Annotated in this window: 15 protein-coding genes; 10 read left to right on the forward strand and 5 right to left on the reverse strand. The window is 44.7% G+C overall.

Going from position 1 to position 21,930, the window contains the following annotated elements:
• Positions 1–2: 2 nt before the first annotated feature.
• The gene (gene fadJ / locus NE536_RS12445) at positions 3–2,123 is read left to right on the forward strand and encodes a fatty acid oxidation complex subunit alpha FadJ (RefSeq protein ID WP_261272870.1); all 2,121 of its coding nucleotides are present in this window, start codon (positions 3–5) and stop codon (positions 2,121–2,123) included.
• A 427-nt stretch (positions 2,124–2,550) separates the two neighbouring features.
• A complete protein-coding gene (locus tag NE536_RS12450) occupies positions 2,551–2,751 on the forward strand; it encodes a hypothetical protein (protein ID WP_261272871.1) in 201 nt (66 codons plus the stop codon).
• 291 nt (positions 2,752–3,042) lie between these two features.
• Here NE536_RS12450 and NE536_RS12455 read toward each other — a convergent pair whose 3' ends face one another.
• From NE536_RS12455 to NE536_RS12465, 3 genes are all read right to left on the reverse strand, one after another.
• Positions 3,043–3,684 carry a hypothetical protein gene (locus tag NE536_RS12455; RefSeq protein ID WP_261272872.1) on the reverse strand — a complete coding sequence of 214 codons (642 nt, stop codon included), beginning with the start codon at positions 3,682–3,684 and terminating at the stop codon, positions 3,043–3,045.
• A 109-nt stretch (positions 3,685–3,793) separates the two neighbouring features.
• Positions 3,794–8,026, reverse strand: a complete 4,233-nt coding sequence (locus NE536_RS12460; RefSeq protein WP_261272873.1) for an EAL domain-containing protein — start codon at positions 8,024–8,026, stop codon at positions 3,794–3,796.
• A gap of 283 nt (positions 8,027–8,309) precedes the next feature.
• Positions 8,310–11,099, reverse strand: coding sequence for an insulinase family protein (locus NE536_RS12465; RefSeq protein WP_261272874.1), 2,790 nt, complete (start codon positions 11,097–11,099; stop codon positions 8,310–8,312).
• 169 nt (positions 11,100–11,268) lie between these two features.
• Between NE536_RS12465 and sixA the strand changes: the two genes are divergently transcribed.
• Entirely contained in the window at positions 11,269–11,739 is a 471-nt protein-coding gene (gene sixA / locus NE536_RS12470) for a phosphohistidine phosphatase SixA (RefSeq protein ID WP_006082236.1), read from the forward strand.
• A gap of 114 nt (positions 11,740–11,853) precedes the next feature.
• On the opposite strand, the gene smrB is transcribed toward sixA, so the two are convergent.
• On the reverse strand, positions 11,854–12,384 hold the full coding sequence (gene smrB, locus NE536_RS12475; protein WP_261272875.1) for an endonuclease SmrB: 531 nt from the start codon (positions 12,382–12,384) through the stop codon (positions 11,854–11,856).
• An 80-nt stretch (positions 12,385–12,464) separates the two neighbouring features.
• Here smrB and prmB point away from each other — a divergent pair, with 80 nt between their 5' ends.
• The 6 genes from prmB to NE536_RS12505 all read left to right on the forward strand — a co-directional run bounded on the left by prmB (position 12,465) and on the right by NE536_RS12505 (position 18,241).
• Positions 12,465–13,409 carry a 50S ribosomal protein L3 N(5)-glutamine methyltransferase gene (prmB, locus tag NE536_RS12480; protein WP_261272876.1) on the forward strand — a complete coding sequence of 315 codons (945 nt, stop codon included), beginning with the start codon at positions 12,465–12,467 and terminating at the stop codon, positions 13,407–13,409.
• Between the two features lie 124 nt (positions 13,410–13,533).
• Complete coding sequence (aroC, locus tag NE536_RS12485; RefSeq protein WP_006082233.1) at positions 13,534–14,628, forward strand: chorismate synthase; 1,095 nt, start codon at positions 13,534–13,536, stop codon at positions 14,626–14,628.
• A 104-nt stretch (positions 14,629–14,732) separates the two neighbouring features.
• Complete coding sequence (locus NE536_RS12490; RefSeq protein WP_006085470.1) at positions 14,733–15,908, forward strand: MFS transporter; 1,176 nt, start codon at positions 14,733–14,735, stop codon at positions 15,906–15,908.
• Between the two features lie 99 nt (positions 15,909–16,007).
• The gene (locus NE536_RS12495; RefSeq protein ID WP_261272877.1) at positions 16,008–17,186 is read left to right on the forward strand and encodes an ATP-NAD kinase family protein; all 1,179 of its coding nucleotides are present in this window, start codon (positions 16,008–16,010) and stop codon (positions 17,184–17,186) included.
• 4 nt (positions 17,187–17,190) lie between these two features.
• On the forward strand, positions 17,191–17,475 hold the full coding sequence (locus NE536_RS12500; RefSeq protein WP_261272878.1) for a YfcL family protein: 285 nt from the start codon (positions 17,191–17,193) through the stop codon (positions 17,473–17,475).
• Entirely contained in the window at positions 17,465–18,241 is a 777-nt protein-coding gene (locus NE536_RS12505) for an RNA methyltransferase (protein WP_261272879.1), read from the forward strand. The genes NE536_RS12500 and NE536_RS12505 overlap by 11 nt, the downstream gene beginning before the upstream one ends.
• A 95-nt stretch (positions 18,242–18,336) precedes the next feature.
• On the opposite strand, the gene mnmC1 is transcribed toward NE536_RS12505, so the two are convergent.
• A complete protein-coding gene (gene mnmC1 / locus NE536_RS12510; RefSeq protein WP_261272880.1) occupies positions 18,337–20,463 on the reverse strand; it encodes an FAD-dependent 5-carboxymethylaminomethyl-2-thiouridine(34) oxidoreductase MnmC1 in 2,127 nt (708 codons plus the stop codon).
• Between the two features lie 138 nt (positions 20,464–20,601).
• On the opposite strand from mnmC1, the gene fabB reads away from it, so the two are divergent.
• Positions 20,602–21,813 (forward strand): beta-ketoacyl-ACP synthase I, encoded by a 1,212-nt coding sequence (gene fabB / locus NE536_RS12515; RefSeq protein ID WP_037391053.1) that lies wholly within the window; start codon positions 20,602–20,604, stop codon positions 21,811–21,813.
• Positions 21,814–21,930: the final 117 nt, after the last annotated feature.

The following is a 21,930-nucleotide window of genomic DNA, read 5'->3' on the forward strand; positions in this document are numbered from 1 at the left end:
GCATGGAAAAGACCTTTAATTTAACCCGCCGCGACGACGGCATTGCTATTTTGACTATGGATGTTCCTGGCGAAACCATGAACACCCTAAAAGCGCAGTTTGGCCCTGAAATCAGTGAAATTCTGGCCGAGATCAAAAGTGATTCGAGCATTCGCGGTTTAGTGCTGATCTCAGGCAAAAAAGATTCTTTCGTCGCGGGCGCAGATATTTCTATGCTCGATGCCTGTAAAACGGCGGGCGATGCCAAAGCCTTATCCCAGCAAGGGCATGTGGTTTTTAATGAGCTAGAAGCCTTAACGATTCCTGTGGTTGCCGCAATCCATGGTGCCTGTTTAGGCGGTGGTTTAGAGTTAGCCTTAGCTTGTCATCAAAGGGTATGTAGCGACGATGGCAAGACTATGCTCGGCGTTCCGGAAGTCCAACTTGGCTTATTGCCAGGCGGCGGCGGGACTCAACGTTTGCCACGTTTAGTCGGCATTACGACAGCCTTAGATATGATGCTAACCGGTAAACAAATTCGTCCTAAACAAGCCTTGAAAATGGGCTTAGTGAATGATGTTGTGCCGCAGACGATTCTGTTACAAACCGCAGTTGAGATGGCGCTTGCGGGTAAACGTGCACCGAAACCAGTTAAAAAGTCACTCGTTAATCAAGTGCTTGAAGGCACGAGTTTCGGCCGTAACATTATTTTCGATCAAGCGACTAAGCAGGTCGAAAAGAAAACCCAAGGTAATTATCCTGCGCCTGCCAAGATCATTGACTGTGTGCGTCAAGGGATTGCTAAGGGCATGCAAAAAGGGCTAGAAGTCGAAGCCGGCCATTTTGCCGAATTAGTGGTATCGAAAGAGTCTGAAGCGCTGCGCAGTATTTTCTTCGCAACCACAGAAATGAAGAAAGAAACTGGCGCAGAAGGCGCGAGCCCGCGCAAAGTGAAAAAAGCGGTGATCTTAGGTGGCGGTTTAATGGGGGGCGGTATCGCATCTGTCACAACGACCAAGGCTAAAATCCCTGTTCGTGTCAAAGACATCAGCGAAAAAGGTTTAAGCAATGCATTAGCTTACGCCTACAAGCTGTTGGATAAAGGGGTTAAGCGCCGTCATATGACGCCTGCTGCTCGTGACAACCTAATGGCACTGATGACCACAACGACTGAATATAAAGGCGTTAAAGATGCCGACATCGTTGTGGAAGCGGTATTTGAAGACCTAGCGCTTAAGCACCAAATGGTGAAAGACATTGAGCGTGAGTGTGGTGAACACACTATTTTTGCGTCAAACACCTCATCTTTGCCTATTAGCCAAATCGCCGAGGCGGCGACACGTCCAGAGAACGTGATTGGTCTGCATTATTTCTCGCCAGTAGAGAAAATGCCGCTGGTGGAAGTGATTGCCCATGCTAAAACGTCACCAGAAACCATTGCGACCACGGTCGCATTTGCCCGTAAGCAAGGTAAAACACCGATAGTGGTGCAAGACGGCGCGGGTTTCTACGTGAACCGTATTCTTGCGCTCTACATGAACGAGGCCGCGCAATTATTACTTGAAGGCCAAAGTGTTGAACATCTTGATAAAGCGCTGGTTAAGTTTGGTTTCCCTGTGGGCCCTATTACTTTACTCGACGAAGTGGGTATCGACGTGGGCGCTAAGATTTCACCAATCCTCGAAAAAGAATTGGGTGAACGTTTTAAAGCGCCAGCGGCTTTTGACAAGCTTTTGGGTGACGATCGTAAAGGCCGTAAAAATGGTAAAGGTTTCTATCAATACGGCGCATCGAGTAAGAAAGCTAAAGCTGTCGATGAGAGTGTTTATGGCGTGTTAGGCATTAAGCCTGGCACTAATAAAGACGCAAAAGCGGTTGCCGAGCGTTGTGTCGTACAAATGCTCAACGAAGCGGTGCGTTGTTTAGAAGATGGTATTATCGCATCGCCAAGAGATGGTGATATTGGCGCCATTTTCGGTATTGGCTTCCCGCCATTCCTCGGTGGCCCATTCCATTATATTGACACTTTAGGCGCCGCGAACTTAGTGCGAATTCTTGAAGGTTATCAAAGCCAATTCGGTAACAGATTCGAACCTTGTGAGCGCTTAAAAACCATGGCTCAAGAAAACGCGCACTTTTTCTAAGTTTCAGTGAATCTAAGTCATAGTTAATCTAGGTCTTAGTCAATCAAGGTTGAACAAAAAAGCGGCAGGCTATTGCCGCTTTTTTTATTGCCACAAGGCATGTTTTTGCCTAAAAAATGTTCATAACTTAGATGTGGATCTTGTATAATCCGAGCCCTTGATCGAGAGAGCCGTGCTCTGTTTTCTGTACTGTGAGTGCTCAGTGCTCAGTGCTCAGTGCTAATTGCTCAGTGCTCACTGCTGAGAGCGTAGCGATGAATGAGTGCTGCTCGTTTCTGCACTGTGCGGAGTACATTTATCCTGCTGTTAAAACGGCGTATTTAACATGTGCATCAATCAGCAAAATTAAGCGAGTCGTATCCGCATTTTGATGGGGAATTAGTTTCTCTACATTTATGATTTTTAGTTGTTTTCAAAGAGGTGGTTTGTGGTTTTGCTGGTTATCTTTATCGCATTAATCTCTGCTTGGTACTTCGGCTTAGCTGCATTTACCGCAGGCCTTTGTGTTACGCATTGGGCATTACTGGGTTTTGTGCTCGGGCCTTTGGCTTATCCGCTCTTTACGACACACAGCCATTTAGCTTTGAGGAAAATCCGTTGTAGTGAGGAAGGGATATTAAATAGCTAATCTATCAATATGTAATGCTATGTATTTTCATACTTTTTTACTTATGTAAAACTAAAGGGAGCTAATGCTCCCTTTATTGTTTCTAAGCTGCATTAGCCTAGTTTATTATCACAGAGCATGAGTAAGACTCATGGCTACAGGACTTAAATTAGTTCCACCAACCTTTCGCAGAAATCACTTCAAGGTGGTTTAAGCCTTCTGGCAACTTAACTTTTTTACGCGCTGGCTTGGATAAACCGAGTGCTTTTTTGATTGAATTTAGCATGTTAGCTCCTTAATAAAAAATTTCTATTAAGCAAAAGTTGTTTCGGTAAAACGAACATTTGGTACGGCAGCAACTTCAATATGCTTGAAGCGAACATTTGGAACGGCAGCAACTTCAATATGCTTGAAGCGAACATTTGGCACGGCAGCAACTTCAATATCCTTGAAGCGAACATTTGGAACGGCTGCAACTTCAGTTTGTTTGAAGCGAACGTTTGGTACGGCAGCAACTTCAATATCCTTGAAGCGAACATTTGGAACGGCTGCAACTTCAGATTGTTTGAAGCGAACATTTGGTACGGCAGCAACTTCAATATGCTTGAAGCGAACGTTTGGCACGGCAGTAACTTCAATATGCTTGAAGCGAACATTTGGAACAGCTGCAACTTCAGTTTGTTTGAAGCGAACATTTGGTACGGCTGCAACTTCAATATGCTTGAAGCGAACGTTTGGCACGGCAGTAACTTCAATATGCTTGAAGCGAACATTTGGAACGGCTGCAACTTCAGTTTGTTTGAAGCGAACATTTGGAACGGCAGCAATTTCAGATTGTTTAAAACGTACATTAGGTACTGCTGAGAAGGTATCTATGCTATCTAAGGAAGTAAGATTACTTACAGCAGCAAGCGATGATGTTAATGCTACAACAGTGAATATTCCTTTAATCATTCTAATTATCTCTCAGGGTAGTTGATATTGATTTATTATTGACACTGATAGTGCTATTGCACTTGTTGTGCCAATGTTGTAAATCGAAATCTAATTGAGAGTTAAATGATTAATTAATGTTGCTTTTGGTATTTGGCTTTATCATGTCTTCTTGGAGTAGCAGGGTAAATTCGGTCTCTTTTATAGCTTTACTAAAGATATAGCCTTGGATCTCTTCACAGTTAAGTGCCCGTAAAATGTTCAATTGTGCTGCTTGTTCTACCCCTTCTCCCACAACAGAAAGCCCCATGTTATGGGCGATAGTGATAATAGAATCGACCATTTTGAGATCGCGATCAGACTTATCAATATCGTCAACAAAAGCTTTATCAATTTTTAAAGTATGAATCGGGAAACGTTTTAAGTATGAAAGAGACGAGTAGCCAGTGCCGAAATCATCGAGTGCCAAACTAACGCCCATTTTAGCCAGTTGCTGCATGACAATAATCGCCGTTTCCGGCTGCTTAATGACAGTACCTTCGGTTATTTCTAATTCAAGGTGACAAGCGGGGAGTTTGGTGAGCCTTAAAATTGACTCTATTCGCTGTTGAATATCGGGGAGTGCAAATTGACGTGACGATAAATTGACGGCGACTCTGCCGCTGAATATTCCTTGTTCACGCCATTTCTGCGCTGCGAAACAGGCTTTGCGTAAGACGATTTCACCAATTTCAACAATTAAGCCGTTTTCTTCAGCAAGTGGAATAAAATCATTTGGGGGTATCAAACCATGTACTGGATGATTTAATCTGACTAAAGCCTCCATGCCTGCAATTTTACCGCGCTTAAGATCAACCTTAGGCTGATAATAAACTTCAAATAGATCATCTTTTAAGCCTTCACGGATGAGATTCTCTATTTCTAACTGCCTAATCGCATGTTGATTTAATGACTCTGAATAAAACTGATAGCAATTCCCCCCCGCTGACTTAGCATGGTACATAGCAATGTCAGCTTTCCTCAGTAATGCTTGCTCGCTTTGCTCGTCTTCTGGGAATAGCACTATACCAATACTTAATCCTAGGACTAGTTGTTCATTACTCACTTCAAAAGCGGGTTTTAACCCTTCGATAATACGGTTAGCAATCGCAGCGCTGGCGCTTATATCTGAGCCTTTATCTAATACAATGGCGAATTCATCTCCGCCTAGACGGTAAATACTGGTACTTTTAGGAAGTAAGGACTTAATGCGAGCAGCAACGAGCTTTAATAATGTATCTCCAATCTGGTGACCCAAGGAATCATTTATACGTTTAAAATTATCAAGATCAAGTACCATTAACGCATGGGCTATTTCTCGATTCACGAGGTTACTTAAGGTCACTTGTAAGTTGGAGCGATTTGGGAGTCCGGTTAAGAGATCATTATTGGTTAGTTTTCTAAGTTCTTCTTCTTGCTGCTTACGTCTAGAAATATCTGAAAAAACACCGACATAGTGTGACAATTCGCCTAATTCATCATAGATAGCATCGATAGTGAGCTCCATATGGAAGTGACTTTTATCTCCTCTTGCGGCTTCCACTTCATTTGCCCAGCGGCCTTGTTGCTTCAGCATGGTTCTGATTTGGGTGGAGAAGGTTTCAGGATATAAATCAAATGTGAGTAAGTTACCAATAAAATCAGTTCGGTTACGTAATGAAATCTTACAGCAAGCTTCATTGACTTCGACAAAGCGGTATTCGCTGTCGAGGATAAACATGCCTTCAGAAATATTTTCAATGGCTTTTTCGAAGAGTTTTAGTTGCTCTTCTTTTTGTTTAAATTGACTAATATTTTTAATCGTACCTGTCATACGCAGGGCATTATCTTTGTCATCCCGTTCTACAATTTTGGCGCGGTCTAAGATCCATACCCAATTATCATCTTTACCTTTTACTCGGTATGCGGCTTCAAAATGATCTGTTTCACCATAAAAATGTTTATTGAGCGCTTCTCGAACACGCTCTTGATCCATTGGATGTATATTACTCTCTTCATCTGATTTACCAGAACGGTGTCCATCACGCGGAAACTCAAGTGCACCCCAGATATTGGAACGGAAAATGTTGCCGGTTTCTATATCCCAGTCCCACATTTCATCACCACTTCCCCATAGGGAAAGTTTTAATCTTTCTTCACTGAGCGCTATTTGGCGTTGCACTTCTCTTTTTCGTAACACAGCTTTTATAATAAAAAAAGCCACGAGCAACACAGTTATGAAATAAATTAATTTTGCCCAATAAGATAGCCACCACGGAGGGGATATATAAATATTAAGAGAATTTACTGGACCTTTTACTCCGGTGACAGGGTTCTCACCAAATACATTAAAAATATAATGACCAGGTGAGAGGTTTGTGTAGGTTGCAGAGTTTGTGCCTTTTGCAGTAATCCATGTATCAGATAGACCATTTAGGTTATAAAAATATTCAATATGTTTATGGCTTGACTTAGGAGAGTTGAACTTCAATGTAAATGGATAGTCTGAATATTTTAACTCAATCGCTTTTGATTTTGATATACTTTTTCCTAGTGGCTTATCGCCTATATTAACAGTTTTGTTAAATACTAAAAGCTCACTGATATTAGTGTTTATAACATTGTTTTCAATATATGATATTGCATTAACTTTATTTATTGCACTGACGCCAGATATTCCACCAAAAAAGAAAATGCCATTCCAGAATATTCCACTCTGATTATTGTATTCTTCTTGACTACCATAGTCAGTCGTTAGTGTGAGTAGTTTTCCATTTCTGCTTAAAATCAACTCATTTATAGAAGATGCCATAAAGTCATTGCTATCATCAATTGCGATTGAGTAGATTGGTTTGTTTGAGTTATAAACCATATTAGTTTTTAACGTTTCTTTTTTAGTCGAATAGATTGAAGTTCTTGTTCCAAAAAGATATTCACTTGGTGTCTCAGTTACGCAATAAACAAAGTCATCATCAAAAATTGTTTTTTCGTTGCCGTTAGCATCTATACTTATCAAGCCACCTTGAGTAGCAAGTAGAAGTGTGCCATCAAAGGTCTGTTGGATTTGGAAGATTGGGTGTTTATTTTTTAGTGATAGTTTTCGAATTTTTTTTCTATCTAGTAGATCAATTATGTAGATGTCTGAATTTTTTGTTCCAACAATTAATTCGGTTCTTTTTGGGTTTTTAAATAGAGTGACAATGCTATCGCTTAATATTGTCTTTTTTAAATCCCCATTAAACTCATAAAGACCATTGTTCCCCCCAATAATTAAAGAGTCATTGTTTCTTATGATATACTTAGGCCCTGATATTCCTGTGTTTATTTCATCTTCGAGGATAAAGTTTGAATTATATACTTCCACTTCGCTACTATCATCAGAAGTCACAATGTGTTCATTGTCTAACAAGCTTATTGACCAGATATTTCCGATAGGATTTATTAGGGACTTTACAACATTGCTACTATCTCTGATTAGAATAAATCCCATATTCAATGAAGGTATTATTGTATAGTTATTCGTTCTGTAGGCTTGAACCTGATTCGTAATTTCTTTCTTTTCTAATACATAACCTTCTGATGTTACCTCTGATGATTCAAGGTTTGTTTGTATTACTTGACCATCAATCACGGCAAGAGCTGTATACTCACCAGCAAGAGACTTCGGTATGTCTTCAGATATTTTTCTATAAATACCATCTGATGTTAATATGTAAATTCCACTTCTGCCTTTTACTATGTCTACAGATTGTAGGGATAAAATAGTAGTTGTTGAATCTTCGCGATAATGAATGATCTTACCATCATGATTTCTTATAATATAGCCGTTGTTGGTCTTTATTGCTTTTTTTATGAAGCTAAAGCTTTCATCTTGATATGTTTTTATTATGTCTAAATTATCTTTTCTAACATCAATTATCTTGTTTTTAGTACCTATTGTATAAACTTCACCATTGTCATTTATAGACCATATGGCTTCATTTATTTTTTCCTGTTTTTTGAAGGATTCAAGTTCTGAGTCGTAAAAATTTAAACCATTGTCAGTTCCAACTAACATTGTTTTATTGTCAAATAATAGGCTTTGAATAAATGAACTAGATAGACCTGAGTGATCATGTGCAAAAAAATGTTTAAATTCTTCACCGTCGAATCGATTTAATCCGTTCAAAGTACCAATCCAGATGTAACCATCATCATCTTCAATGACCGATGTGACTGTACTTTGGGATAGGCCTTCTGGAACGCCATAGGACTCAGTTTTTAAAGCTATTGGTAATTGTTGCGCTTCTGCAGTTGATAGGAAAATAGCTAGAAGAAAAATAATTTTAAAGAGTGCTTTAGGCATAGTGTTTATTCTTATTATCCGAGGATGCCATGAAACAATTGTGTTACATCACTTTTCCAGAAAGTGAGGGCTTTGTCAAAGCGGAGGCGGCTAAAAATCCTTTTAACAGCATGTAGATGCAGCAAAATTGTCCGCAGTAGGAGGGGTAGAACATGGACTAGCCATGTTTTACATTAGTATTACGCCCAACCGTGATAGATACAACTATAGTTGGGCCAATTTGTAGCGGTTTTGTTTGTTTGTCCAACATTGTGAACAAATGTGTGTGTAAAAGTGTTTTTGTTTAGAAATTAAACTTCTCTGCCGTTTGCTTAAACGTTTTGAGATCTGTGATCATCTTTTCTGACAGCAACGCCGCTTGGGTTCTGTGCTGTTCACCCGTGCTAAATAAGACTAAGCGGTCACTGTGTTTGGTGCGCATTTTACGCATCATGAATTTGAGTAAATCAGTGCGGGTGAGCTTAGTGATTTCGTCTACAACGAGCTCCCTTTGGTTAAATTGATAATCTCTGTTGCCGACACTGACCCAATATCGTTGGCTGCGAGTTTTGAGGTTCGCATCGTGCTCCATGATTTGACTAATAAGACCGACCTTAGTGCTTTCCCATTCTTCGTTGGTGATTTGCATCACGGCGTAATTAAAGTCGGCAATAAACTCATCTATCGCCTCTAATAAATGCAGTGGTCCAGTCGTAGGTGACTGGATATAAAAAATGAGTCCTGGATGGCGATTGAGCGGCAGATAACCTGTGCCAACCATGTAGCCTAACTGTTTTTCAGTTCGCAGTTCATGGAAGAAGGTGGACGACATAGTATGATTTAGTAAGCTAAACAGTGCCATTTTTTCAGGCGTTGCCACAGCAGATTGGTAATACACAATGATCGCGCTATCTTGATGATCTATTGCAAGTTCTCTAAGTAAGGTGCCTTGACCCGTTAAATTGACTAACTCTCTGGTGGACTCGGCGCTTGGCGTCGAAACCAAGGACAAAATATGCTCTAAGCGTTTACCGAGAGCTTGCGCTTCAGAGACTAACCAATCCCCATAAACTAACCCTTCAAGATAGATTTTCTCGTAAAAGGCGCGTACATGGTTATGCAAATCTTCAAGGCTTATGTCTTCGAGCATTTGAGCCATGCGGGCAGGCTCATAACTGCTTTTTTGTAGCGTGACAGTGAGACTAGTGAATAATTGTGAAATAGGTTTCGCCTGCGCCAGATTTTGCCAACTGCGCAGTAGTTGAGATTTAATTAGGGCAAAGCGCTCTTCGGTAAAATTACGCTCTCTGGCTTTGTGGATTAACAGCGCTAATAACGTTTCTTGATTGCCGGTAAAGCCCGATAAATGCAGGGTAATGCCACCTTGATGCGGATAAATATTGTAGCTTAAGCCTGCAACTTCGGCTTGATAGGTTGGTTCTGTCAGATAATCGAGCAGCATTTCAACATATAGGCGGGTGAGGGCGGCATGCTTTGGGGTTTTACTCGCCTGCTCTGAGTCCAGCGACAAATACATGTGGCCCTTGGGCACATTAAACTCATCGTCTTTCTTGTGCCAAATACGGTATCCCGTCGATTCTGCAACGATCACAGGTACATCGACATCGCTCTTATCTGGTCGAGGAATGGAGTCGGCGACGATAAATGGGTTTGCTGCAGGTAATTGTAATTCTGGGCGAATACTGCTCACTTGCCAACGAGCAAGTGATTGAGGTGCAATAGGGCGCACTTTATAGGGCGTGTGATACCAGTTGGCTTTACGATCCGTTTTAACCGATTGCGCGATAAGCTGCAGACGCATATTGTGAGGCGTCATTAGCCCGAGTAGGGCTATGGTTTCTGGAATATCCAACCCATCCATTCGATAGTCACCAAAGACCAAATCTTCGACTTCATAATGATGCATATTGATACTGAGGTGGCTGGCCAAATCGAGTGATTTAACTTGCTCTTGGTAACGAAACGCCATTTTGAGTAGGTTTGCGCGCTCTAAATAACGCCATTCATCTAAGCCTTGGGTTTTGATGAGCTCAATATACTCAAAACAGCAGCTGATAATCTCATCAAGATTCGCTAGTCCCTTATCGGTTAACTGTAAACCGATACTGTAATCTTTGAAGTTATAACCATTTACGCCGCCGCCCGCAGACAAGTTATTCACCAGTCCCTGCTCTTTAAGATAGGACAACAGGCTGCCATGGCTCTCATTGCCTAAAATATGGCTGATATAAGTCAACGGTTTACGTTTGTAGTAGTGGTCAATGCCTGGGAAATTAAAGCTGATGCTTAAGCGTTTTTGCTCCTTAAGCGGCACGATATCGATTTGGGTTAACAGCTCATTTTCCGAAAACAGCGGCACTTGAGGATAGTTTTTCACTAAGTTCAAGTTTCGGATCCCGCTAAAATAATGGCTGGCGAACTCTTCTAATTCGTCGAGGGAAAGCGGCGCGACTAAGCACAGGGTCATTAAGTTGGCGCTGTAGTGGCATTGATAGAAATCGAGTAATTCGCTACGTACCTGTGCTTGCTCTCCGCCTAAGGTCACTAAGTTACCGACTGAAAATTTTGAGAAAGGATGCAGTGGATTAACTGTCTCTTTGAGCACTTGATAGGTACGGCGGATATCGTCTTTCAGTTTTAAACTAAATTCAGATTCAATGGCTTGGCGCTCCCTATCGACTAACTCTAAGTCAAACTTAGGCGCGATAAAAAATTGACTAAACCTGTCTAAAGAATCGGCAAACACGTCCGAATTGATCGTAAAAAAGAAGTTAGTGTGTTCAGTGCCCGTCCAAGCGTTATTGCTGCCGCCATGTTGGTTAATAAAAGCGTGATACTCGCCAGAATCGGGGAATTTCTCGGTACCAAGGAAGAGCATATGCTCTAAAAAATGTGCCATTCCAGGTCTATCCACGGGATCATCGAAATGACCCACACCGACAGCCATAGATGCAGCCGCTTGACTCGCATCTTGATCTTCAACCAATAACACTCTTAGTGCGTTATCTAATACAAGATAACGGTACTGGCGGTGATCGTTTGGACTTTTATAAATGGACTGAGAGGCTTGCAATGAGACACTCCGATAACGATAGCTTGTTATATATTGATAGTCTTAATGGTTTTTAGCAAATATCTCTTGTGTTTATCGACTAAAGATTAAGTCTTACATGGTTTGTTGAAATGAATTTTAGGGCTACAATTGGGATAAAACAAAAACAAGTTTGAGTCGCGAGAGAAGTATGCAGCTATTTTTGATGAGACATGGTGACGCCGGATTTAATGCTCAGTCTGATAGAGACAGAACACTGACCGATGTTGGAAGGCACCATACTGTGTTGATGAGTAACTGGTTGGCTCGCAGTGTGACTGATTTCGATCTCGTTTTGGTGAGTCCTTACTTACGTGCGCAGCAAACGTGGCAGGAGCTGAGTCAGCATTTTCCTGAGCCGCGTAAGTGGTTAGTCGCTGATGATCTCGTTCCTTCAGGCGATCCCGCCAATGTAGCCGCGTTAGTTGTAGCCTATGCTGAGTTATACAAGGCGGATAAAGTGCTAGTGATTGCTCACATGCCGTTATTGGGCTATTTGGTCAGTGAGTTAGTGGCAGGTGTTGAACCGCCGTTATTTGCCACCTCGGGCATTACGCTCATTGATAAACATGCCGAGCAAGCTTCAATCGTATGGCAGCATGCGCCACACAGCATTAGCTAGCTTAGATTTATATCCCATTTACAGAACAAACGGCCCACATTATGTGGGCCGTTTGTTTTGCTAAATCTCTAAATTGCCAAATCTGAAACGTTAATCTCTGAAGCCGATAGCGAGTTAACGTCTATGCGGCTGCTCTCCAATATCAATCAGCACTAATAATGCCGCATCGCCACCCCATTCTTTAGGCGCTTGATGGAAAGCCTTCACCATAGGATGCTGCACTAACCACATGGGAACTTGTTGTTTCAATATGCCACTGCCGTAGCCGTGCATAATGCAGCAGCACAGGCTTTGTTGTTTGACGCAGGCTTGGATCAGTGCCGCTAACTCAAGTTTGGCTTCCGATTGGCGATAGCCGTGTAAATCCAGCAGTAAATCTGGCTGGTAATCTCCACGTCGCAGGCGTTTGAGTTCTATGCTATCAACCCCTTCCGCCAACCAACGCATCGGCCCTTGTACTGGCAGTAGCGGCTGATAAGTATCTGAGAAATAACTGTTAGCATGCAGTTGCTGCTCTTTCAGTTCTATTTCCTGTTTGGTTTTTAAGGGCGTGCGAAAGTGTCGCTTATTTTGCGTGATGGGTTTAATACCATCGATAAGCGCTGAGAACATCGCCAAGCCTTCTTTGTCGTCGTCTTTATTCATGGCGGGTATTCTATTGAATCCTATGGTTTCTGAATAGAGTTCAGTTACAATGTTCGCGAACAAACTAGCGGGAGCACGTTTTGGATAAGATCTTTGTAGATGAAGCTGTGACAGAATTACGCACTATTGGCGATATGTTACGTTGGGCCGTGAGCCGTTTTAACGATGCCAATGTGTATTATGGTCATGGTACTGATAATGCGTGGGATGAAGCCATCGCCTTAGTTTTCCATGCTTTACACTTACCCGAAGAAATCGGCCAGCAAGTGATTTTAAGCAACTTGACCAGCAGTGAAAAGCATAAAATTGTCGAGTTGATTATTCGCCGTGTCAGAGAGCGCCTACCTGTGCCTTACCTGACCAACAAAGCACGTTTTGCTGGATTGGAATTTTACGTCGATGAGCGCGTGTTAGTGCCACGTTCACCGATTGCTGAAATGATCGCCAATCGTTTTAGCCCATGGTTATATAACAAGCCAGTCACACGTATTTTAGATTTATGTACTGGCAGCGCTTGTATCGCGATTGCCTGTGCCTTTGAGTTTGAAGACGCCGAAGTTGACGCGCTGGATATCAGCGAAGATGCCTTAGATGTGGCGCAAATCAATATCGAAACCTTAGGCGTGATGGACCGAGTATTCCCGATGCAATCGGATTTGTTCTCGGCCATCCCAGAAGGTCCACAGTATGATTTGATTGTCTCAAACCCACCTTATGTTGATGCCGAAGACATTGGCGACATGCCAGATGAATATCATCATGAGCCAGCCATTGGTTTAGCCTCAGGTCGCGACGGCTTAGATTTAACCAAACGCATACTGGCCAATGCCGCGCAATACCTCACACCAACGGGTTTACTCGTAGTCGAAGTGGGCAATTCTATGGTGCATTTGATTGAGCAATTCCCAGAAGTGCCATTCACTTGGATTAACTTTGAAAATGGCGGCGATGGCGTGTTTGTATTGACCCGCGATCAACTGGTCGAAAATCAGTCAGTGTTCGGCATTTATCGCGACGCAGAATAACCTAAGATAGCAAATTAGGTTGAGACTTTTCCCGCTGCCAGTTAGGCTTGCAGCGGGAAAATAAATTGTCCAGTGGTCGCTGGACACGGAGCGATGAACAAATAACCTAAGGTGTACAAAGCGGATGTCTGGAAACAGTATTGGTCAAAATTTTGTAGTGACGACGTTTGGTGAGAGTCACGGTGTTGCACTGGGTTGCATTATTGATGGTTGCCCACCAGGGCTTGAATTAACCGAAGCCGATATGCAGCATGATCTTGACCGCCGTCGCCCAGGGACATCCCGATATACCACGGCCCGCCGTGAGCCTGACGAAGTGCGGATTTTATCCGGCGTTTTCGAGGGTAAAACCACGGGTACTTCAATTGGACTCTTGATCGAAAATACCGATCAACGCAGTCAAGATTACTCTAATATCAAAGATTTATTCCGTCCGGGGCACGCCGATTATACCTACCAGCAAAAGTACGGTATGCGTGACTATCGTGGTGGTGGCCGCTCGTCTGCCCGTGAAACCGCGATGCGCGTTGCGGCAGGTGCGGTGGCTAAAAAGTATTTGAAGCAAGTTCATGGTATCGAGATCTATGGGTTTATGTCCCAGCTGGGTCCTATTTGTGCGCAGACTATTGATCTTGACCAAATTGAGCAAAATGCCTTTTTCTTCCCCGATGCCAGCAAGCTTGAAGCGCTTGATGAATACATGCGTGAGCTGAAAAAATCCGGTGACTCCATTGGCGCGAAAATCTCCGTTATTGCCACTGGTGTGCCAGTGGGTTTAGGTGAGCCAGTATTTGATCGATTGGATGCTGATATTGCCCACGCGCTGATGGGCATCAATGCTGTCAAAGGTGTTGAGATTGGTGATGGTTTTGGCGTCGTGACTCAAAAGGGCTCCGAAGGGCGTGACTTAATGTCGCCGCAAGGCTTTGAATCTAATCATGCGGGCGGTGTACTCGGTGGGATTTCGTCGGGTCAGCCGATCATTGCCCATATTGCCTTAAAACCCACATCAAGCATCAGTGTGCCGGGCCAAAGTATGACGGCGCAGGGTGAAATGGCCGAAGTTGTCACTAAAGGTCGTCACGATCCCTGTGTTGGGATCCGCGCAGTACCGATTGCCGAAGCTATGCTTGCCATTGTGTTGATGGATCACTTGCTAAGACACAGAGCGCAAAATCAGGATGTACGCAGTCACACGCCCGTTCTCGGAATGAGATAGGGGTATGCGATAGGAGCATGAGACCGGGGTATGCGATAGGCGCATGAGGTAGATGGTGTGCGATAACAATCCAACAAGTGACATGAGATAAAGGGAATGCGTTAATGTCAACTTCTTCCAGCACAAGCCGGCAATTACGCTGGCTTTGTGCCTGCTATTTTTTCTTCTTTTCTATTCTTGGTACTATGGTCCCTTATCTTGGGGTCTTCTTCGAAAATCGCGGTTTTAATCCTCAAGAAATTGGCTTTTTACTCGCCATCCTGATGGCGACGCGTATCGTTGCCCCGAATGTGTGGGCCAAAGTGGCTGACCGAACCGGGATGCGTGCCGAGCTGATAAAAATGGGGGCGGGAGCCGCCGCGCTGGCGTATTTGAGTTTCTTCTACCATGGCGGTTTTGTGTATATGGCGCTGAGTCTGGCCCTCTATACCTTCTTTTGGAACGCGATCCTTGCCCAGCTTGAAGTGATCACCTTAGAAACCTTAGGCGAGAATGCCAGCCGCTACGGTCAAATTCGCAGTTGGGGCAGTGTCGGTTATATTTGTCTTGTTGTCGGTGCGGGCTTTGCCATTGGTCAGTGGGGCACTGAAGTGCTGCCTTATATTGGTTTCTCATTATTTATTGGTATGTTAGCCAGTGCGTTGCCATTACCAGCAAATCGCTTAGTGCGTGACACCAGTCAAGTGCGGCCGCCATTACAATGGAATCGGGCAATTATTTGGTTCTTACTCTCGGCGATGTTGCTGCAAATGAGCGCAGGGCCTTTCTACGGCTTCTTCGTCTTATATTTAAAACAAGCGGGTTACTCAGAATCTTCAGCGGGGATATTTGTGGCCCTTGGCGCCATGGCCGAAATCGTAATGTTTATGTTCGCGCCGCGTTTACTGGGTCGCTATGGCGTTAACACTCTATTGATAGTCAGTATCGGCATGACTTGCTTGCGTTGGTTGTTGGTCGCCTTTGGGGTTGATAGCGTGTTGTGGCTAGGTTTTAGTCAATTATTACATGCCTTTACCTTTGGCTTAACCCACGCGGCATCGATTCAATTTGTGCACAGGCATTTCGATGCGAGTCACAGAAGCCAAGGTCAAGCCCTATACGCCAGCTTAAGTTTTGGGGTTGGCGGCGCGCTCGGTACTTGGATTTGCGGCTATATTTGGGGCGATGGTAGCGGGGCGGTTTGGTCTTGGGTATTTGCGGCAGGATGCGCTTTTGCCGCTATGCTGGCGGTATTCTTTATTCCTAGGGATAAACCTGGCGTTGCCTCCCATACGGCCTAGCAATGTCAATCTAGCAATATCAATCACGATTAAAAGCATCTATTAAGATACTAAAATATAAAGATAAAAATACCAAGATTGCGTTAAGTGAGGTAAAAGGTGATTCGGTTTCGTTTAGGGTTAGTGATCAATCCATTGGCTGGCTTAGGTGGCAGTGTTGGCCTTAAGGGCAGCGATGGCGTTGCCGAAGAGGCGCTTGCCTTAGGCGCCGAACCCAAAGCCGCTTTGCGTATGATGCAGGCACTTGAGGTTATCCGTGATTATGCCGATGACATCGAGGTTATTACCGCATCGGGCATCATGGGTGAAGATGCGGCTAAGTCACTGGGTTTTACCACGCGAGTGGTGTATCAAACCCCGGATAAAACACAGGCACTGGATACGCAGGCCGTTGTGCGTGCGCTGCTGGATGAACCTCTGGATTTACTGCTTTTTGCCGGTGGTGATGGCACGGCCCGCGACGTTTATTCCGTGTTTGAACAAGCCACTATCGATGACAAATTACCCGTGCTTGGCGTGCCCGCTGGCGTGAAAATTCATTCCGGCGTTTACGGTATTACGCCCCATGCCTCTGGCATGGTGGTCAAGATGTTACTCGATGGCGAACTCGTTAGTTTGATGTCCGCCGATGTGATGGATATCGACGAAGTGGCCTTTCGCCAAGGCACAGTGCGTGCAAAACGATTTGGCGAGCTTTTAGTGCCCGCCGAGCCGCGTTATGTGCAAGCCGTGAAGATGGGCGGCAAGGAAGTCGATGAACTCGTGCTGGCCGATATCGCCGCCGATGTGATCAATCAAATGGAAGATGAACTGTACATCATGGGCTCTGGCAGTACGGTTGCCTTTGTGATGGAAGAGTTAGGTCTGGACAATACCCTGTTAGGTGTTGATCTCATTCAAGATAAAAACCTTGTCGGCAGTGACTTAACCGCGAATGAATTGCTTGAACTGACCCAAGATAAGCCAACTAAGTTGGTGATCACTCTGATTGGCGGTCAAGGCCATATCTTAGGACGCGGCAATCAACAGTTGTCGCCCGAGCTCATTCGGCGCATCGGAAAAGACAATATTATTATCCTCGCCACAAAAACTAAGCTAAAAGCACTTGATGGACGACCACTAATTGTGGATAGTGGCGACCCTAAATTAGATAGCGAGCTTGTCGGCTATTATAAAGTGACGACGGGCTACCATGATTACGTCATGTATCAGGTGGCCAATCCAGATTTATTGGTCGCAGCAGATGTGTCGGCCAATCCAGTATTAATGGAGAGTTAGACCCATGTTAGAGCATTACGAAGACGCATTAGAACAGTGGATCGCCAGTGTAGTCAGCCATGGTGATGACGATGCTTTGTTTGCCTGTGGCTACTTACAGGGCCATGTGGCCGTAGTGTTATCCCAATTGGAAGCACAGGGTGAAACGGATCTTGATGCGTTAATGCTAAAAATGACCGACTGTTTAGCGCTTGCGCGCCAAGAATTAAATGATGCCGATTATGCCTTGGTTGAACAGGCATGGGCACAGCTGCATGCAAGGATTGTAGGCGAATTTGATGTTGCCTAGCGTTATGCCTATGACTGATAACGAGCAAGTGACTAATACTGCACTGACTAGTACCGAAGTAACGAGTACAGAAATGCCAAGTGCTGAATTAGCCAGTGAGCAAACGCTCGATGCCAGCGCAGTATTTATCGGTTTAGTGAATCCTAAAACGCCCGTTAATGTCGGCGGTATAATGCGCGCATCGGGTTGTTATGGTGTCAATGGCGTATTTTATACCGGCAGGCGCTACGAGTTAGCCGCGCGTTCGGGTGCAGTGCAATACCATGTCGATACTAAGGATGCTGGAGAGCGCATTCCGCTCACGGGTGTGACTTCATTACTCGCCTCTATTCCGGCGGACACTAAGCTTATCTGCGTGGATTTGGTAGTTGGCGCGACGCCGCTGCCGGATTTTGTCCATCCCGCGAAAGCCTTTTATGTGTTTGGTCCTGAAGATGGCACCATTGGCCAAGAGATTATCGATAAAGCCGATGCCGTAGTGTATGTGCCTACGGTCGGTTGTATGAATCTTGCTGCGTCGGTCAATGTGTTGTTATACGACAGATTGGCGAAATCTCACCGTGAGGCTGCAAGCCTGACATCGAGCCTAGTACCCAGTCTTAGCGGTGATGCGCTGATCCGCCAGAGTCGCGATAACAACAATCGTACTCGGGTAAAAGTGCCCAGAGCGCCGCGAAAACCTCGACATGTTGAAGCTAGCAGTCTTGAGTCTAGCAGAGTGGAGCCTAGCAGCAGTGATAGCTCTATCGTCATCACAGCCGCTTAAGTGGTTTAAAAATAACATTTTAAAAAGGGATTAAGCCTTGGCTTAATCCCTTTTTTATAGTGCTCAAAAACGTTATTTTTCTAGCGATTGATTGCCTAGAGCGCTTTACCCTTGAGCAATTTTCGCAGCCACATGCGATTGGGGTTGAGTTTACACAGGGTTTCTTTATCGAGCGGTATTGGCTCGCCGCAAAGCTGCGCCGCGAGACATTCGGCGGCCAGTGGCCCAGAACTGAGTCCCCGTGAGCCTAATCCACCAAGAATATACAGTCCTTGATGCACCGGCGCTGGCGTGGTTTGCCAGTAGTGGCGACTCTCTTTAGTGAGTTGATGTTGCTCATAATCCTCAAGGATTTTCGACACATCGGGCGTGCAGCCCATCATAGGGAAATGATCCCGCGTCACCATACGTACGCCGATGCGGGCATTGTTGCCACTCATGTCGATATCTTCAAGCCAGCTTCGGTTCGGATAACTCTCGTGCATTTTCATGAGGTTTTCTTGTTGTTCCTGCAGGCAAAAATCTAAATGCTTAGGTTCTTTAACGTAGCTCGCGCCAAGGCAGTGGAGTCCTTGGTGACTTGGCGTTAAATAACCGTTGGCGCACAGCACAGTTGCGAGCTGACTCAATTGAAATTGAGCGGGCACATGGCTGACTTGGCCGCGAAAGGGGCTAATTTGTAATTTGTTGCTGGCATCAAATTGTGTCAATTCTGCGCCATTGGCGAGTACAAGTTGCGCGAAGGGCCCGAAACGTTCCTTTTCAGTTAACAAAACCCAGCCATCGCTTTGGCGTTCAATGGCAAGGATGTCGGTATTGAGCGAGACGCTAACATCGGCCAGTTGCATCGCTTTTTGTATCGCAGCTTCGGCATATTCAAATGGGCAAACCCAGCCACCTAAGGGATAAAAAAAGCCTGGCTTATCGAGATTGATCTTGGCAATGGCATTGGCTTGCTCAGCATCGACGGCGTAGGCGATTTCACTTGGCCAAGGTTGGCCTTGAATGATTTTATCGAGTCGTAATTGGCTGCGTTCATCGTGGGCGGTTTGCAATACGCCGCAAAAATCATGGGAAATCGGCGTTTGATTTGGGGCGGGGACAGATGTCAGCGCCTGTACTCGACGTCGGCTAAATAAAAATGCCTGTTGGAAAAAGCGGCTTAATTCGTCATTTTCTGGGGTCAGCAGCGGATAAATAGCTCCTTGGCGATTGCCCGATGCGCCTTGGCCTAGCTCAGCATCTTTACAAAATATCTGTGCACCTTGGCCGCGCTCAGCCAAAGAAAGCGCCAAATGCGCCGAGGCTAAGCCGCCGCCTATAATGGCAATCGAGCTTTGCGTCGGCGAGGATAAGATTGCAGCCATAGTATTAAAAGCATAGGCTTTAGCATCTTGCTGACGTAAGACTTGGCGCTCGTGTAGCAGTACGGCGTCAGGCTGGTGGTTAATCAATGTGACTGGCTGATGGATACCCAGAGCTTTGGTAGCAAGTTCATTGATATCGCTCACAGTAAAGCCACAGGCTTGGAAACGGTTGACTGTTGTTTCACTTAATCCGCTTGATTCGCTTAATCCAATCGTGGCAATGGTCGCGCTATCGTCACTGAGTTTTGCCATCTGCCAGTGGCTTTGATGATGTAGCGCCTGTAGCAGATGGGGCAATATCAACCAGTGTTGAACCGGATGCATTGGCGAATGGCTGAGTGAACTGAGCTGGGTTTGAATATCACCAAAGTGCAGGTCGATAGTGGTACGACCGTCATCAAAAATTAATCTCTGGCAACCTATAATAGCCGTCGGCTCAGCATCGAGTAAGGTTTGAGCAAGTTGGCTGAGCTCAGATTTACACTCCAACGCTGACGCTTGCTTTGATTCAAGATGTGGCTCGAATGGGGTATCTTTCACAAGAGTGAGTGATTGATCCCAAAGTGATTTAAGTTCGTACGCATTAATCGGATTGGGTTCGAACACCTTAAGGAGTAAACGTTGGCTAGGATTCGCCTGAGTGCGCCACCAAGATAAGAGTTCAAGCCCGTTACCTAAACCAATTTGGCCTAATACTAAGAGTTTTTGCTGTGAATGAGCCTCAAATACCCGCTGCTGATAAATGCTCAACTTGCTGAGATAGTGTGCATCAGTGTCAGCGGTTGCGGGATAAAGGTTGATTAATTGCTGGTAATCACGCTTAATTTGGCAAGGTTTATTGGGCTCTGCAGTCAAAGAAATTTACTCTCGGTCTCATAATTGGCATTATTTTACTCGCCTTTATGGAAAGCTGACCACTTAATTGAGTCAAAACAGATACTATTGGCTCAGCGAAAAGTAGGTACTGACATGTACACAATGGATAGCAATAAAATGAAAAGAGTCGTGATCACCGGAATGGGTGTTGTTTCAAGTATCGGTAATAACAAGCAAGAAGTGACCGAGTCACTGAAAGCGGGCCGCAGTGGTATTACGCATTCAGCTCAGTTTGAAGAGATGCAGTTACGTAGCCACGTATGGGGTGACATCAAGTTAAACCCAGCTGAGCATATCGATCGTAAAGCGCTACGCTTCATGGGCGATGCCGCTGCCTATGCTTACATTGCGATGCAAGAAGCCGTTAGCGATGCCAATTTAACTGAAGAGCAGTATTCAGATCCGCGCGTCGGTTTGATTGTCGGTACAGGCGGCGCATCATCGTCTAACCAAGTGCAATCTGCCGATACACTGCGTGAAAAAGGCGTCAAACGTGTTGGTCCGTATATTGTGCCTCGCATCATGTCGAGCACGGCCAGTGCTTGTTTGGCTACGCCATTTAAAATTAAAGGCATGAATTATTCTATCAGTTCAGCCTGTGCAACCAGCGCTCACTGTATTGGTCACGCCGTTGAACTTATCCAAATGGGTAAGCAAGACATGGTGTTTGCCGGTGGTGCTGAAGAAGTGGATTGGACACTGACCATGGGCTTCGACGCTATGGGTGCACTGTCAACTAAGTATAATGCCACACCCGAAAAAGCCTCCCGTACCTATGATGCAGACCGTGATGGTTTTGTGATCTCTGGCGGCGGCGGTATTTTAGTGGTTGAAGAGTTAGAGCATGCTCTAGCTCGCGGCGCAAAAATTTACGCTGAAGTGATTGGTTATGGCGCGTCTTCAGACGGTTATGACATGGTAGCGCCATCTGGCGAAGGCGCTGTGCGTTGTATGCAAATGGCGATGATGGATGTCGATACCCCAATCGATTACATCAACACTCATGGCACTTCAACGCCAGTGGGCGACGTGCGTGAATTAGAAGCGCTACGTGAAGTCTTCAAAGACAAGTGCCCACCGATTGCATCGACTAAGTCTATGACAGGTCATGCATTAGGCGCTGCAGGCGTACATGAAGCGATTTACAGCTTAATCATGATGGAAAACAGCTTTATTGCCCCAAGCATCAATATCGAAAATCTGGACGACGCGGCGAAAGACATGCCTATCGTTCGTGAATATCGCGATGCTGAGCTGAATACAGTCATGAGTAACAGCTTTGGTTTTGGCGGTACAAACGCCACGCTAGTGATGCGTAAATTCAAATAAGTTTGTTTATCAAACGCGATAGAAGGGAAGCTTAGGCTTCCCTTTTTTATGGGCGATTTTTGTAAACCTGTTGCATTGACAAGGATTTATCCCATTAGTCTTGTTAGAATACGGAAC

Source organism: Shewanella septentrionalis (genome assembly GCF_025370265.1).
GTDB classification, from domain to species: Bacteria; Pseudomonadota; Gammaproteobacteria; order Enterobacterales; family Shewanellaceae; genus Shewanella; species Shewanella hafniensis.

What these genes read in the sequence shown, in the direction of transcription:
- fadJ (WP_261272870.1), top strand. Translation starts at nt 3, where the DNA reads ATGGAAAAGACCTTTAATTTAACCCGCCGCGACGACGGCATTGCTATT.
- NE536_RS12455 (WP_261272872.1), bottom strand. Translation starts at nt 3,684, where the DNA reads ATGATTAAAGGAATATTCACTGTTGTAGCATTAACATCATCGCTTGCT.
- NE536_RS12460 (WP_261272873.1), bottom strand. Translation starts at nt 8,026, where the DNA reads ATGCCTAAAGCACTCTTTAAAATTATTTTTCTTCTAGCTATTTTCCTA.
- sixA (WP_006082236.1), top strand. Translation starts at nt 11,269, where the DNA reads ATGCAGCTATTTTTGATGAGACATGGTGACGCCGGATTTAATGCTCAG.
- smrB (WP_261272875.1), bottom strand. Translation starts at nt 12,384, where the DNA reads ATGAATAAAGACGACGACAAAGAAGGCTTGGCGATGTTCTCAGCGCTT.
- aroC (WP_006082233.1), top strand. Translation starts at nt 13,534, where the DNA reads ATGTCTGGAAACAGTATTGGTCAAAATTTTGTAGTGACGACGTTTGGT.
- NE536_RS12490 (WP_006085470.1), top strand. Translation starts at nt 14,733, where the DNA reads ATGTCAACTTCTTCCAGCACAAGCCGGCAATTACGCTGGCTTTGTGCC.
- NE536_RS12500 (WP_261272878.1), top strand. Translation starts at nt 17,191, where the DNA reads ATGTTAGAGCATTACGAAGACGCATTAGAACAGTGGATCGCCAGTGTA.
- NE536_RS12505 (WP_261272879.1), top strand. Translation starts at nt 17,465, where the DNA reads ATGTTGCCTAGCGTTATGCCTATGACTGATAACGAGCAAGTGACTAAT.
- fabB (WP_037391053.1), top strand. Translation starts at nt 20,602, where the DNA reads ATGAAAAGAGTCGTGATCACCGGAATGGGTGTTGTTTCAAGTATCGGT.